Annotated in this window: 12 protein-coding genes; 8 read left to right on the forward strand and 4 right to left on the reverse strand. The window is 68.7% G+C overall.

Translation table 11 applies throughout. The features are described from left to right. The first annotated feature begins 205 nt into the window (after positions 1-205). The 7 genes from GO999_RS22695 to GO999_RS22725 all read left to right on the forward strand — a co-directional run bounded on the left by GO999_RS22695 (position 206) and on the right by GO999_RS22725 (position 6,953). The gene (locus GO999_RS22695; protein ID WP_028853947.1) at positions 206-850 is read left to right on the forward strand and encodes a carbonic anhydrase; all 645 of its coding nucleotides are present in this window, start codon (positions 206-208) and stop codon (positions 848-850) included. 120 nt (positions 851-970) lie between these two features. Further along, entirely contained in the window at positions 971-2,533 is a 1,563-nt protein-coding gene (locus GO999_RS22700; RefSeq protein WP_021154986.1) for a SulP family inorganic anion transporter, read from the forward strand. 267 nt (positions 2,534-2,800) lie between these two features. Next, positions 2,801-3,583 (forward strand): COG4705 family protein, encoded by a 783-nt coding sequence (locus tag GO999_RS22705; RefSeq protein ID WP_011003431.1) that lies wholly within the window; start codon positions 2,801-2,803, stop codon positions 3,581-3,583. A gap of 53 nt (positions 3,584-3,636) precedes the next feature. Next, the gene (locus GO999_RS22710; RefSeq protein WP_011003432.1) at positions 3,637-4,044 is read left to right on the forward strand and encodes a hypothetical protein; all 408 of its coding nucleotides are present in this window, start codon (positions 3,637-3,639) and stop codon (positions 4,042-4,044) included. A gap of 618 nt (positions 4,045-4,662) precedes the next feature. Beyond that, positions 4,663-5,946 (forward strand): collagen-like triple helix repeat-containing protein, encoded by a 1,284-nt coding sequence (locus GO999_RS22715; RefSeq protein WP_211906909.1) that lies wholly within the window; start codon positions 4,663-4,665, stop codon positions 5,944-5,946. Between the two features lie 272 nt (positions 5,947-6,218). After that, positions 6,219-6,485, forward strand: a complete 267-nt coding sequence (locus GO999_RS22720; RefSeq protein ID WP_019719744.1) for a hypothetical protein — start codon at positions 6,219-6,221, stop codon at positions 6,483-6,485. A gap of 84 nt (positions 6,486-6,569) precedes the next feature. Beyond that, positions 6,570-6,953: a hypothetical protein gene (locus tag GO999_RS22725; protein ID WP_011003435.1), complete on the forward strand. Its 384-nt coding sequence runs from the start codon at positions 6,570-6,572 to the stop codon at positions 6,951-6,953. A gap of 128 nt (positions 6,954-7,081) precedes the next feature. Here GO999_RS22725 and prpF read toward each other — a convergent pair whose 3' ends face one another. The 4 genes from prpF to prpB form a co-directional block, all read right to left on the reverse strand. Continuing rightward, entirely contained in the window at positions 7,082-8,272 is a 1,191-nt protein-coding gene (gene prpF, locus GO999_RS22730; RefSeq protein ID WP_211906910.1) for a 2-methylaconitate cis-trans isomerase PrpF, read from the reverse strand. Further along, on the reverse strand, positions 8,269-10,866 hold the full coding sequence (gene acnD, locus GO999_RS22735; RefSeq protein WP_118872528.1) for a Fe/S-dependent 2-methylisocitrate dehydratase AcnD: 2,598 nt from the start codon (positions 10,864-10,866) through the stop codon (positions 8,269-8,271). The genes prpF and acnD overlap by 4 nt, the downstream gene beginning before the upstream one ends. 87 nt (positions 10,867-10,953) lie before the next feature. Then, on the reverse strand, positions 10,954-12,117 hold the full coding sequence (gene prpC, locus GO999_RS22740) for a bifunctional 2-methylcitrate synthase/citrate synthase (RefSeq protein WP_211906911.1): 1,164 nt from the start codon (positions 12,115-12,117) through the stop codon (positions 10,954-10,956). 51 nt (positions 12,118-12,168) lie between these two features. Further along, positions 12,169-13,065, reverse strand: a complete 897-nt coding sequence (gene prpB, locus GO999_RS22745; RefSeq protein ID WP_020425352.1) for a methylisocitrate lyase — start codon at positions 13,063-13,065, stop codon at positions 12,169-12,171. 193 nt (positions 13,066-13,258) lie between these two features. On the opposite strand from prpB, the gene prpR reads away from it, so the two are divergent. Then, on the forward strand, positions 13,259-15,208 hold the full coding sequence (gene prpR / locus GO999_RS22750; RefSeq protein WP_211906912.1) for a propionate catabolism operon regulatory protein PrpR: 1,950 nt from the start codon (positions 13,259-13,261) through the stop codon (positions 15,206-15,208). The last annotated feature ends 22 nt before the right edge of the window (positions 15,209-15,230 follow it).

Genomic DNA, 15,230 nt, shown 5'->3' on the forward strand with positions numbered 1-15,230 from the left:
ACATCGATGCGGCGAGATGGCGCATCTTGAAGCTGATTTCAATCGCATATAAGGAAGACAAAAAATAGCCTGACTAGCACAGTGGAAACGTTTTTCATACCATCGACTGCGTAGCGCTTCCGCTGCACTGCAATGTCACAGCAAGCGCCCACCGACGGGCTCTGCAGGCCGCAGCGGCGAGCCGATTCCGCAGGAGCCTGATCCAATGTATCGACCGAAACGCATGCTCGTCGGGAATGTCGCGTGGGCGCATGAAATCGCCGAGCGTGATCCCCGTTTCTTTTCCCGCCTGGCGCAGGGACAGAAACCCCAGGTGTTATGGATTGGCTGTGCCGATAGCCGCGTGCCGGCCGAAACCATTACCCATTCCAATCCGGGCGATCTGTTTGTCCATCGCAATATCGCCAATCTGGTGTGCCCGGCCGACGACAATACGATGAGCGTGCTGGAATATGCGGTGCGTGTCCTGAAGGTCGGACACATCATCGTGTGCGGGCATGACGGCTGCGGCGGCGTGCGTGCCTCGCTGCTGCCGCAGTCCGATGCGCTGCCGCATGTGAACCGCCGCATCGGCCCGCTGTGCGCGCTGGCCAGCCGGCACCGCGCCGAGCTCGACGCGGTGCCGGACATGGACGATCGCGTGAACCGCCTGGCCGAGCTGAACGTGCTCGAACAGGTGCGCTGGCTGCGCGAGAGCTCCATCGTGCGCGAGGCCGAGCCGGCGCCGCGCGTGCACGGCTGGATCTTCGGCCTGGCCGACGGCCGTATCCGCGTGCTGGGTTCCGGCGAACCCGGCGAGGCGCCGCCGGTTCGCGGCGACATCCTCGAGCCGGCCGAGGCCGAGGCCTAACGCATCCCGTGCGGCTGCGCTGCGCGGCCGCGATTCCTCGATTCATCCGCTGTGCCCGGCGGGCGGTGTTCCGTCCGCGGGCCGGCGTTTGCATGTCCCGCCCCCAACGAAGACACCACCATGCAGACTCCAACACAACCCGCTTTTTTCCCGCGTGACATGCTCGCGGGCACCATCGTTTTTTTCGTCGCCCTACCGCTGTGCCTGGGCATTGCCAGTGCATCCGGCGTGGACCCGCTGGCCGGGCTGATGTCCGGCATGATCGGCGGGCTGGTGGTGGCGCTGCTCAGCGGTTCGCAACTGAGCGTGAGCGGCCCGGCGGCCGGGCTGGTCGTCATCGTCGTGGACGGGATCGCCAAGCTGGGCGGCTTCTCTGCGTTCCTGATGGCGGTGCTGCTGTCCGGCGTGCTGCAGTTCGTATTCGGCATGCTGCGGGCCGGGCGCTTTGCGGCCTATGTGCCCTCGTCCGTCATCAAGGGCATGCTGGCGGCCATCGGTCTGCTGCTGATCATCAAGCAGGTGCCGCTGGCGTTCGGCTTCGCGCGCGCAGACGCTGCGGCGGCAGCCGGCGCCATCGTGACGCCGTTCGGCTCCGTGTCGGCGGCGGCGATGGCGGTGACGGCGCTGTCCGCCGCCGTGCTGATCGGCTGGGAGACCCGCGCGCTGCGCCGGTTCCTGCTGGTGCGGGCGCTGCCGGCGCCGCTGATGGTGGTGGCGCTCGGCATCGGCGTGACGCTGCTGCTCGATGCGGTCGCCCCCGGCGTGGCGCCGCCCGTCGAGCACCGGGTCGGGCTGCCGTCGCTGGCGTCGTTCGGGGCGCTGTTCGATGCGCTGCAGTCGCCGTCGCTCGACGCGCTGACCAACCCCGACGTCTGGCAGCTGGCGCTGGCGCTGGCCATCGTGGCCAGCCTGGAGACGCTGCTGAGCCTGGAGGCCGTCGAGCAGATCGACCCCAAGAAGCGCCCCGCGCCGGCGGACCGCGAACTGAAGGCCCAGGGCATCGGCAACATGATGGCGGGCGTGTTCGGCGCGCTGCCGATCACCTCCGTGATCGTGCGCAGCTCGGCCAACGTGCAGGCCGGCGCGCAGAGCCGCTGGTCGGCCGTGGTGCACGGCGCGCTGCTGCTGGCGAGCGTGTTTACGCTGACCAGCATCGTCAACCTGATTCCGCTGGCGTGCCTGGCCACCATCCTGATCTTCACCGGCTTCAAGCTGGCCAAGCCGTCGCTGTTCGTGTCTGTGGCACGTCAGGGCATGGAGCGCTTCGCGCCGTTCATCGTCACGATCGTCGGGGTGCTGCTGACCGACCTGCTGATCGGCATCCTGATGGGCATCGCGCTCAGCATTGCGCTGGCGATCCGCGCCAACCTGCGGCGCTCGATCGTCATGGCGCGCCATCACGACCATTTCCTGCTGTCGTTCCGCAAGGATGTGTCGTTCATGGGCAAGGTGCCGCTCAAGCGCTACCTGGCGCAGGTGCCCGACTACACCACGCTCATCATCGACGCCAGCCGGGCGGACTACATCGACCCCGACGTGCGTGAACTGGTCGAGCGCTTCATCGAAGACGCGCCGTCGCGCGGCATCCTGATCGAGCGCCATCACTTCGATGCCGCGGCGCCGCAGCCCGCGCGCGCGTCGAAGCTGTTGAAGCTGCGGTTTTCGCGCTGCCCGGCGCGATAAGGGCGGCGGCATCGTCGGCGGCCCGGGGCGACAGGCTTGCCCCGGCGCTTCGCCGGCTTACCATCGGTATCCCTCCATCGGCATCCCGCGGCGATCGGCGGCGCGGGGCCGGCGCGTCGAGTCCGGCGCGCCGTCTCAGTGGCACCTAAGTCTGCCTGCCTAGGCTGTCCTCCAGTACTCGCGGGTTGAGCACCCGCAGCAGCGGCGCGCTCCATGCGGTCCGGACCGGGCGGCGCGCCTTCAATGGAGGCCATTTGGGAGAGCCATATGGATGCACGACCGATGCGCGCACTGCCTGGTGCGCTGAACAAGGTGCCCCAGGTCGCGCTGGGGTTCTGGATCATCAAGATCCTGTCGACCACGGTGGGCGAGACCGGCGCGGATTTCCTCGCCGTCAATGTCGGGCTGGGGACGGCGATCACCGGCGGCGCGATGGCCGCGCTGCTGCTGGCCGCGCTGGGGGCACAGCTGCGCGCGCGGCGCTATGTCCCGTGGCTGTACTGGCTGACGGTGGTGCTCGTCAGCATCGTCGGCACGCAGATCACTGACCTGCTGACCGACCGGCTGGGCGTGAGCCTCTACGTGAGCACGGCGGTCTTCAGCGTGGCGCTGCTCGCCATCTTCGCGATCTGGTATCGGACCGAGCGCACCTTGTCCATCCAGGCCATCGATACGCGTCGCCGTGAGCTGTTCTACTGGGCGGCCATCCTCTGCACCTTCGCGCTGGGCACCGCCGCCGGCGACCTGGCCACCGAGGCGATCGGGCTCGGATTCCAGCGCGGGATCGTGGTCTTCGGCATGCTGATCGCACTGGCGGCGGCGGCGTACCGGCTGGGCGCGGACAAGGTGCTGGCCTTCTGGGCCGCCTACATCCTGACCCGCCCGCTGGGCGCCGCGCTGGGCGATTTCCTGTCGCAGTCGCCCGCCTACGGCGGCGCGGGCCTGGGGGCCATGGTGACGAGCGCCGTCTTCCTCGCGGTGATCGCCGTGCTGGTGGCGTTCGCGCAGCGCGAGGCCAGCCGTGCCGATGTGGCGGTCACCGTGTCCTAGCCGCCGTGCCCGCGCGTTCTCATTCCATCCAGCTAACCGAAGGCGATGCCATCATGATCCGCAAACTGACACCCACGCTCGCAGCAGCTTCGCTCGTTCTGTTCATGGCCGCCGCCGGCCATGTCGTGCCCACGCACTTCAGCGTCATCAACACGGCCCATGCCGCGACGGCGGCGCTCGGCGATCTGGGGGCGTTCCGCGCCATCGCCGTCGATACGGCTGCCATTGTCGACAAGGGTGACCTGCCCGGCGCGAAACAGCGCATCAAAGACCTCGAAGTCTCCTGGGATGCCGCGGAAGCCGGCCTCAAGCCGCGTTCGGCGTCCGATTGGCACCGCGTCGACAAGGCCATCGACCGGGCGCTGGACGCACTGCGCGCCGGCAAGCCGGACGCGGCCACCTGCCGGCAGACGCTGGCCGAACTGATCCAGACCATCGACCAGGCCAGCGGCAAGCGCTGAGCGAGCGAGTCGTCGGGCGGCGGGGCCGGGTCGCGCATCGGCTTTCCGCGCCAGACAGCCCTCTCGACACCCGGACCTGCGGTTTGCCGCGGTCCGGGTGTTTTCCATTCGACGCCGGCCGGATTCCGAGTTCGCCCGGCGACGTCCTCCTCCAAGCCCAGCCTGTTTGAACCGCCCCAGTGGGCGGCCGGTCCGGTTGGCGGCAGATCGCCATTGATAACGCTGTCAAGGGCCCCGGTAAATCCACGTGCCTTGTTTGAATCGACCTTGTTCGGCCACTGGAATTTAGATTCTTTTAAATCTGAATGTCGGTCTGTTGAATTTGTATTTTCTTGGGTGAATACCCTGATAAAAACGATTGCGAGCATTTTTGAGTGCCCGGCGGAAAACGATTGCGGGCATTTTCAATCATCCGTAAATCCTTTGTTCTAAAGGGTTTGTCGGTTTGTGATGGTGGCTTGAATTCATGTTGGTAAATGTTTGCAATCAGGTTTTGAGCGATTCCTAGACTGGCGTCAACGTCGGTCGGAAATCAAATGGTCGGCGATTTCCTGGTTAACCCGGGGGCGGGGAAATATTCAATTCCTGGCAGTCCTCCAAAAATGCTGGAGCCTTGAAATGCAAAAGATCCATCGCGCGACACTGATTTCGGCCACCGTCGCAGGGCTGCTGATCCTGGGCGGCTGCGCAAGCACCGGCTCGGGGGATTCGGGCGGCACCCTCGGCGGCTCCGGCGCCTCGGGCAACGCCACGACGGGCAGCACCGGCAGCGGTTCCGACGGCACCACGACGGGCAGCACGGGCAGCGGCTCCGGCAGCACGACGACGGGCAGCACCGGCAGCGGTTCCGGCAGCACCACGGCCGGCAGCACCGGGACGGGCGCGAATGGCACGGGCACCCTGTCGACGGCATCCACCACCACGCCCACGGGCGCCATCGCAGGCAAGTCCGGTGGCGTGCTCACCGCATCGGGCGGCGCCGTCAGCGATATGGGCTCGACGGTTGGCAGCGCCAACCTGCCGCTGGTGCCGGGCGCCTCGCAGTCCGCGCTGGGTAACGTGGTCACCAACGCGGGTTCGGTGCTGACCGCGGCCGGCACGGGTGTGGATTCCGGTCTGGGCAGCATCGGCACCAACCCGAATCCGATCGGCACCACCGTCGCCAGCAGCGGCAACATCGTGACCGCGACGGGCAATACCGTCACCGCCACCGGCGGCCTGGTCAGCAGCCTGGGCACCGGCCCGCTGCAGCCGCTGTCGCCGGTCACCTCGCCGGTCGGCGGGCTGGTTTCGCAGGTGGGGCAGGCGGTCAGCAGCGCCGGCGGTACGCTGGGCACGGCCCTGTCGACCGGTCCGGTGCAGCAGCTCACGCAGCAGACCAGCTCGGCCATCGTGCCGCTGACTTCGCAGATCACGAGTGCCACGCAATCGCTGGGTGCCACCACGGGCCTTGGCACGCCGACCGCCAACCTGCTGCAGACGGTGGGCGGCGCGGTGGCGAACGTCGGCACCAGCCTGACCAATACGAACACGCCCTTGGTGTCGGGGGTCGGCAACGTCGTGACGGCAACGGGGCACACGGTCGCGGCGCTGGGCGGCACGGTGTCCGGGCCGGCGGCTTCGTCGGGCAGCCCGCTGGCGCCGGTGACCAGCATCCTCGGTGGCACGAGCGGCAGCAGCCCGCTCGCTTCGGTCACCACCATTGCGGGCGGCGGCCTGTCGGTTCCCACCACCGGTACCCCGAGCGCTGGCGTGGGCACCGCTGCCGCGGTCACGGCCCCCGTCACCACGGTGGCCGCGGGCGCGGGCACGTCCCTGACTTCCACCAGCGGGTCGACCGCGCTGTCGCCCGTGACGAGCGTGGTGGGCAGCGTGCTGGGTGGTACGTTGCTGCATCGCTGAGTCCGCTAAGCGGGCCGGTACGCCGGCCCGTTATTCAAGCCATCCGTGCCGCGTGCCGGATGGTTTTTTTTTGGTCATTCCCACCCAAATGGGACCAGCGTTACCCTGGTCCGACGATGAAACGATGCCCCAAGTGTTTCGCTGGCAGGCCGTACAAGCGGTCTGATGGACGGTCCACGTGCCGCGCCTGCGGCAAGCGTTGTAGCTGGACATCCATATGGGATTCGGCGCGGCTGTCCGGATGCACCGAAGCCCATGCGGACGTCCTGCACATGGACGACCGCGCGTCGTACCCGAAGCGCGCCGGCCTCGATGCCGCCGCGCTGAGAACACGGATGAGGGAATTGGATTCGCAGTTCAAGGCGCAGCGCGTGCGTTCCGAGCCGCTCGGCAAGACGCTGAACGGCTTCGCCAGATCGGGGTCGCTGCCGTCCGATCTCTACAGCGAACTGGGCGGTCTGTGCCAGGGCATGCAGGCCACGGAAAAAGAGCTGGCCGCCATCACGGCATTTATGGAGGAACGGGACGGCGGCGGGTGACCCATGGGAGCGCGTGCGTGCAACCAGACGGGGGACAGAATTCCTATAGTGAGTGCACCCATGTGCCCGCTGGAGTGTGCCCCAATGTCAGAGCAACGCAATGCATCGCCCTCGCATCCGCAGGACGCGGTCTACATGCCCGATGGCGTGCGGATCGACAACCCCGATGGCGGCTACACCGTGACGAACCCGAACGGCGTCTCGGTCGACTACCAGCCGGATGGCTCGATCGAAGGACAGATCCCGGTCATCCGCGCGCTGTGTGTCCAGGATATTGCGAAGGTGGTGCGGCACGATATCGCCCGGGTGTTCGACACCGTTTCGCACACGCTGCACTTCGAAGGCGGGGGCGTGCTGTCCTACATGCATGCCAGCAACGGCCGGGGCTACGAATTCAGCGGCCACAATGTGTTCGTGCAGGCGGACAAAGACGGCTGCGTGATCGTGCATGGCACCTGCATGGAATGAGCCCGGTCATGAGCAGCCGGCGGGCGCCTCAAACCGCCCGATCGGCGCCGGCCGGCTGAACCGCCCGGCGCTCCGGGCCAGGCCGGCAAACACCAAGCCAGCGATGCCGGTGTGCCCACTGAGCCGGGTCAGCCCGCACCCGGCACCCGCACCCAGCCCTCCATCAGCACCCGCGCACTGCGGCTCATGATGGCCTTGGTGACGGTCCATTCGCCGTCCGCCCGGCGGGCTTCGGCGCCCACGCGCAGCGTGCCGGACGGGTGCCCGAAGCGCACCGCATGGCGCTCGCCGCCGCCGGCCGCGAGGTTGACCAGCGTGCCCGGGATCGCCGCCGCCGTGCCGATGGCCACGGCGGCCGTGCCCATCATGGCGTGGTGCAGCTTGCCCATCGACATGGCGCGCACCAGCAGGTCCACATCGCCCGCGTCGACGCGCTTGCCGCTGGAGGCGACGTAGTCCCGCGGCGGCGCGACGAAGGCCACCTTGGGCGTGTGCTGCCGCGTGGCCGCCTCGTCCACATGCCGGATCAGCCCCATGCGCACCGCGCCGTGCGCGCGCAGGGTCTCGAACATCGCCAGTGCTTTCGGGTCGCCGTTGATGGCGTCCTGCAGTTCGGTGCCGGTGTAGCCGATCGATGTCGCGTCGACGAAGATGGTCGGGATGCCGGCGTTGATCAGCGTCGCCTTGAGCGTGCCGATGCCGGGCACGTCCAGGTCGTCGACCAGGTTGCCGGTGGGGAACATCGCGCCGCCGCCGTCGCCGTCTTCCTCGGCGGCGGGGTCAAGGAATTCGAGCTGGACTTCGGCGGCCGGGAAGGTCACGCCGTCGAGCTCGAAGTCGCCGGTCTCCTGCACCGCGCCGTGGGCGATGGGCACATGCGCGACGATGGTCTTGCCGATGTTGGCCTGCCAGATGCGCACGGTGGCGACGCCGTTGTGCGGGATGCGGCCGGCATCGACGAGGCCGTTGCTGATGGCGAACGGACCCACGGCGGCGGAAAGGTTGCCGCAGTTGCCGGACCAGTCCACAAACGGCTTATCGATCGAGACCTGGCCGAACAGGTAGTCGACGTCGTGGTCCGGGCGTGTGCTTTTCGACAGGATGACCGTCTTGCTGGTGCTCGACGTGGCGCCGCCCATGCCGTCGATCTGCTTGCCGTACGGGTCGGGGCTGCCGATCACGCGCTGCAGCAGCGCGTCGCGCGCGGCGCCGGGCACCTGCGCGGCCTCGGGCAGGTCTTGCAGGCGGAAGAACACGCCCTTGCTGGTGCCGCCGCGCATGTAGGTGGCGGGAATCCTGATCTGGGCCGGGTGCGTCATGCCGCCTCCTTGGCCGATTCCAGGAAGTCCTGCGCGAAGCGCTGCAGCACGCCGCCGGCCTCGTAGATCGAGACCTCTTCGGCGGTGTCGAGGCGGCACGTCACGGGCACGTCCACGCGCTCGCCGTTCTTGCGGTGGATGACCAGCGTGAGGTCGGCGCGTGGCGTGCGCGCGCCGATCACGTCGAAGGTCTCGGTGCCGTCGATGCCCAGCGTGATGCGCGTGGTGCCGGGCTTGAACTCCAGCGGCAGCACGCCCATGCCGATCAGGTTGGTGCGGTGGATGCGCTCGAAGCCCTCGGCGACGATGGCTTCCACGCCGGCCAGGCGCACGCCCTTGGCGGCCCAGTCGCGCGAGCTGCCCTGGCCGTAGTCGGCGCCGGCGATGACGATGAGCGGCTGCTTGCGCGCCATGTAGGCCTCGATCGCTTCCCACATGCGCGTGACCTTGCCCTCCGGCTCGATGCGGGCCAGCGAGCCTTTCTTGACCTCGCCGTCCACCACCGCCATCTCGTTCCTGAGCGTCGGGTTGGCGAAGGTGGCGCGCTGCGCGGTGAGGTGGTCGCCGCGATGGGTGGCGTACGAGTTGAAGTCGGCTTCCGGCAGGCCCATCTTCGCCAGGTACTCGCCGGCCGCGCTGTCGGCCAGGATGGCGTTGGACGGCGACAGGTGGTCGGTGGTGATGTTGTCGCCCAACACCGCCAGCGGGCGCAGGCCACGGAGCGTGCGCTCGCCGGCCAGGGCGCCTTCCCAGTACGGCGGGCGGCGGATGTAGGTGCTTTGCGCTCGCCAGTCGTACAGCGGGCTGACGCTGGCGGTGGCCTCGCTGCGCTGGTCGAACATCGGGATGTACACCTGGCGGAACTGCTCGGGCTTGACCGAAGCGCGCACGATGGCGTCGATTTCCGCATCGCTGGGCCACAGGTCTTTCAGCGTGATCGGCTGGCCGTCGGGGCCGGTGCCGAAGCTGTCGCGCTCGATGTCGAAGCGCACCGTGCCCGCAATGGCGTAGGCCACCACCAGCGGCGGCGAGGCCAGGAAGGCCTGCTTGGCATACGGGTGGATGCGCCCGTCGAAATTGCGGTTGCCCGACAGCACGGCCGTGGCGTACAGGTCGCGGTCGATGATCTCCTGCTGGATCGTCGGGTCCAGCGCGCCGCTCATGCCGTTGCACGTGGTGCAGGCAAACGCGACGATGCCGAAGCCGAGCGCCTCCAGCTCCGTCTTCAGGCCGGCGGCTTCCAGATACAGCGCTACCGCCTTGGAGCCGGGCGCCAGCGAGCTCTTCACCCACGGCTTGCGCGTGAGGCCGAGCCGGTTGGCATTGCGCGCCAGCAGGCCGGCGGCGATCACGTTGCGCGGGTTGCTGGTGTTGGTGCAGCTGGTGATGGCCGCGATGATGACCGCGCCGTCCGGCATCTGCCCCGGCACGTCATCCCACTGGCCGGCGATGCCCTTGGCCGCCAGGTCGGTGGTCGCCACGCGCGCATGCGGGTTCGACGGGCCGGCCATGTTGCGCACGACGCTCGATACATCGAAGCGCAGCACGCGTTCGTATGCCGCGTGCTTCAGCGTATCGGACCACAGGCCCGCGGCCTTGGCATAGGTTTCCACCAGCCTGACCTGCTCGTCGGCGCGGCCGGTCAGGCGCAGGTAGTCGAGGGTCTGCGGGTCGATCGAGAACATCGCCGCCGTGGCGCCATACTCGGGCGCCATGTTGGAGATGGTGGCGCGGTCGCCCAGCGTGAGACGCGCGGCGCCCTCGCCGTGGAACTCCAGGTAGGCGCCCACCACCTTCTGCTGGCGCAGGAATTCGGTGAGCGCCAGCACGATGTCGGTGGCGGTGATGCCGGGCTGGCGCTCGCCGGTCAGCTCCACGCCGACGATGTCCGGCAGGCGCATCCACGAGGCGCGGCCCAGCATCACGTTCTCGGCCTCCAGGCCGCCCACGCCGATGGCGATCACGCCCAGCGCGTCGACGTGCGGCGTGTGGCTGTCGGTGCCGACCAGCGTGTCGGGAAAGGCCACGCCGTCCTTGGCGTGGATCACCGGCGACATCTTCTCCAGGTTGATCTGGTGCATGATGCCGTTGCCCGCCGGGATCACGTCGACGTTCTTGAAGGCCAGCTTGGTCCACTCGATGAAGTGGAAGCGGTCTTCGTTGCGGCGGTCTTCGATGGCGCGGTTCTTGGCGAAGGCGTCGGGGTCGTCGCCGCCGCATTCCACGGCCAGCGAGTGGTCGACGATCAACTGCACCGGCACCACCGGGTTGACCTGCGCGGGGTCGCCGCCCTGCTCGGCGATCGCATCGCGCAGGCCGGCCAGGTCCACCAGCGCGGTCTGGCCCAGGATGTCGTGGCACACCACGCGCGCCGGGAACCACGGGAAGTCCAGCTCGCGCTTGCGCTCGATCAGCTGCCGCAGCGAATCGGCGAGCGTGGCCGGGTCGCAGCGGCGCACCAGGTTCTCGGCCAGGACGCGCGAAGTGTAGGGCAGGGTGTCATAGGCGCCCGGGGCGATGGCCTCGACGGCCGCGCGGGCATCGAAGTAATCCAGCGACGTGCCGGGAAGGGGTTTGCGGTAGGCGGTGTTCATGGCGTGGGGAAAGGGGGGGCCGGGTCCGGAGGCTCGGTGTGACAAAAGGCGCGGGGGCGATGCCCGCCCCCGTTTGCCGAGCGGCGATCAGCGCTTGCCGAGCGGCACGAACTTCAGGTCTTCCGGTCCGGTGTAGTTGGCGCTGGGGCGGATGATCTTGTTGTCGATGCGCTGCTCGATGACGTGCGCGGCCCAGCCCGAGGTGCGCGAGATCACGAACAGCGGCGTGAACATCGCCGTGGGCACGCCCATCATGTGGTACGACACGGCGCTGAACCAGTCCAGGTTGGGGAACATCTTCTTGACGTCCCACATCACCGTCTCCAGCCGCTCGGCGATGTCGAACATGCGGGTGTTGCCGGCTTCCTTCGACAGCTTGCGCGCGACTTCCTTGATGACCTTGTTGCGCGGGTCCGAGATCGTGTAGACCGGGTGGCCGAAGCCGATGATGACTTCCTTGGCCTCCACGCGGCGGCGGACGTCGGCCTCCGCCTCGTCGGGGGTGTCGTAGCGCTTCTGGATCTCGAAGGCGACTTCGTTGGCGCCGCCGTGCTTCGGCCCGCGCAGCGCGCCGATGGCGCCGGTGATGGCCGAGTAGATGTCCGAGCCCGTGCCGGCGATCACGCGGCCGGTGAAGGTGGAGGCGTTGAACTCGTGCTCGGCATACAGGTTGAGCGACACGTGCATCGCATCGACCCACGACTTGGACGGCTCCACGCCGTGCAGCAGGTGCAGGAAGTGGCCGCCGATGGAGTCGTCGTCGGTCTCGACCTCGATGCGGCGGCCGTTGTGCGAGTAGTGATACCAGTACAGCAGCATCGAGCCGAGGCTGGCCATCAGGCGGTCGGTGATGTCGCGCGCGCCGGGCAGGTTGTGGTCGTCGCGCTCGGGCAGCACGGTGCCGAGCACGGAGACGCCGGTGCGCATCACGTCCATCGGGTGGGCGGAGGCGGGCACCCATTCCAGCGCGGCCTTGACGTTGGCGGGCAGGCCGCGCAGGGCCTTGAGCCTGGCCTTGTAGGTTGTCAGCTCGGCCTTGTTGGGCAGCTTGCCGTGCACCAGCAGGTAGGCGACTTCTTCGAATTCGCAGGCGGCGGCCAGGTCGAGGATGTCGTAGCCGCGGTAGTGCAGGTCGTTGCCGGTGCGGCCGACGGTGCACAGCGCGGTGTTGCCCGCCGTCACGCCTGACAGGGCCACCGATTTCTTCGGCTTGAAGGCGCCGGCCGGGGTGCTGCTGTCTGCTTCGCTCATGGGGTGTCTCCTGAATGTCATGTCGTGGTTTGTCCGGCGGGGGCCCGGGGGCTACTTCTGCGCGGCGAACAGGGCGTCGAGCTTGTCCTCGTACGCGTGGTAGCCGAGATAGTGGTACAGGTCCGCGCGGGTCTGCATGGTCTGCACCGCCGCCTGCTGCGTGCCGTCGCGCATCACCGTCCGGTAGAAGCCGAGCGCCGCCGCGTTCATCGCGCGATACGCGCCGCAGCAGTACAGCGCGATGTCCACGTCCGCGCCGCGCAGTTCGTCCACCGTGAAGAGCGGCGTGCTGCCGAACTCCGTCAGGTTGGCCAGGATCGGCACCTTCACGGCGGCCTTGAAGCGGCGGTAGTCGTCCAGCGTCTTCATCGCTTCCGGAAAGATCATGTCCGCGCCGGCTTCCACATAGGCCACCGCGCGCGCGATGGCGGCATCGAGGCCCTCGGAGGCCGCCGCGTCGGTGCGCGCCATGATGACGAAATCGTCGTCGGTGCGGGCATCGACGGCGGCCTTCACGCGGTCGACCATCTCATCGGCGGAGACGACCTCCTTGCCCGGCCGGTGGCCGCAGCGCTTCTGGCCCACCTGGTCTTCCAGGTGCACGGCCGCCACGCCGGCCTTGATGAACGAACGGACGGTGCGCGCGATATTGAAGGCGCCGCCCCAGCCGGTGTCGATGTCCACCAGCAGCGGAATGCCGACCGCATCGGTGATGCGGCGGGCATCGATCAGCACATCGTCCATGGTGCTGATGCCCAGGTCCGGAATGCCCAGCGAATTGGCGGCCACGCCGCCGCCCGAGAGGTAGACGGCCTTGAAGCCGGTCTGCTCCGCCATCCTGGCGGCATAGGCGGTGATGGCGCCCACCACTTGCAGCGGCTGGGATTCGGCCACGGCCTGGCGGAACCGGGCGCCGGCGCTGGCGGGGTGTCGTTTGCTTGTGCTCACTCTGCGCTCCATGAAGGTGCAGGCCAGGAGCAGGAACCGCGCCAGCCGGGTCGGCCGTGCTAAATGCCTGATTTCCAACGAAACGAGCGCCATGCAGCCTGTTGCGCGATTTCAGATTTGAAACGCCGGATTTCAAATTGGCAACGCCGCGCGCATAATGGCCGGACCCGCTTCCCCGACCGGCCGCCCCGCCATGAGCACTGCGCCCCACCTCGCGTTCCGCCCACGTATCTGGGCCTGCGGCATCAGCCGCCTGAGCGACCTGTTCCTCGATATCGCCGCCGAATACAACGACCGCGCCGAGCTGCGCGTCATCACGCGCGGCTTCGAGGACATCGTCCGCGAGATCGAGGCCGTCGGCGCCGAGCGCCCGGACGTGGTGGTCGCGGGCGGCTCCAACGGCGCCTATCTCAAGCCGCGCCTGTCGCTGCCCGTGGTCGTCATCAACCCGACCGGCTTCGATGTGATGCACGCGCTGGCCCGCGCGCGCCGCGAGGCGGAATCGGTCGCCCTCGTCACCCACGGCGACACGCCCGACGAGGTGCGCCGTTTCGTCGCCGCGTACGGCATGGATGTGGTGTTTGCCGCGTACCAGTCCAGGCAGGACGCCGAGAGCTGCGTGCTGGACCTGCGCGACCGCGGCGTGGGCGCGGTGGTCGGCCCCGGTCTGGTGACGGACCTGGCCGCGCAGGCCGGCCTGCATGCGGTGTTCCTGTATTCGCGCGATTCCGTGCGCGCCGCCTTCGACACCGCGCTGGAAGTGGTGCAGGCCACCCGCCGCGAAGGCCAGCGCCGCCAGCGCCTGGACAACCTGCTGCAACATCTGCGCGACGGCGTGGTCGCGCTCGACGCCCAGGGCCGGGTCGAGGCCATCAACCAGCGGCTGGCCACCGCGCTCGGCATCGACGCCAGGCAGGCCGCCGGGCAGCCGCTGCTCGCCATCGCGCCCAACCTGCTGGGCCTGCTGCCCGACACCGACGGCGACACGCTCGGCACGGTGCGCGGCGTGAGCTACGTCATTCATCGCGGCCCGCTGGCCAGCACCGGCGCCGGCGCGGCCGACGGCACCGTGTTCACCTTCCAGGAATCGCGCGCGGTGGAGCGGCTCGACCGCACGCTGCGCTCCGGCCAGCGCGCCCCGCAGTTCACCGCCCGCTACCGGATCGACGACCTGATCGGCGCGTCCGCCCCGATGGAGCGCGTGCGCGTGCTGGTGCGGCGCTATGCGAGGTCCGATGCGACCGTGCTGGTGCTGGGCGAGTCCGGCACGGGCAAGGAGATGGTGGCGCAGGGCATGCATCAGCTGAGCGCGCGGCGCGACTTTCCGTTCGTCGCCATCAACTGCGGCGCCTTCCCGGAGGCGCTGCTCGAGAGCGAGCTGTTCGGCTACGAAGAGGGCGCCTTCACGGGTGCGCGCAAGGGCGGCAAGACCGGGCTGATCGAGGCCGCGCATCGCGGCACGCTGTTCCTCGACGAGATCGGCGAGATGCCGCTGCCGCTGCAGAGCCGCCTGCTGCGCGTGCTGCAGGAGCGCGAGGTGGTGCGGCTCGGGTCCACCGAGCCGACGCGCGTGGATATCCGCGTGGTCGCCGCCACGCACCGCGCGCTGACGGATGCGGTGGAGGCCGGCACCTTCCGCGCCGACCTGTACTACCGCCTCAACATCCTCAGCATCGCGCTGCCGCCGCTGCGCGACCGGCCCGGCGACGTGCTGCCGCTGGCCGCCGAACTGCTGGTGCAGGCCGCGCGCCGCGAGCCGCGCCTGCTGCTGCGCATTCCCGACACGGAGGTTGCCGCCCGCGCGCTGGCCGGCGTTGCCGACCCGCTGCGGCGCTACCCATGGGCCGGCAACGTGCGCGAGCTGCAGAGCGTGGTCGAGCGGATCGCGGTGGAGCTGGCCGACACCGACGCCATGGACGCCGGCGCCATCACGCAAGACGTGCTGCGGGTGATCGCGCCCGAGGTGTTCGAGGCGCGGGGGCAGGGGAAGAAAGCCGCGCTGAGCTTGCGCGAGCGCAGCCGGGGCGTGGAAGCGGAGGCGATACGCGCCGCGCTGGCGGCGCACGGCGGCGACCGCGATGCCGTGTGCAAGGCGCTGGGGATCAGCAAGACGACGTTGTGGCGGCGGTTGAACGCAGAATAGGAGACCGGGCGATTGATGACTA

This window comes from Ralstonia nicotianae, from assembly GCF_018243235.1.
Lineage (GTDB): Bacteria > Pseudomonadota > Gammaproteobacteria > Burkholderiales > Burkholderiaceae > Ralstonia > Ralstonia nicotianae.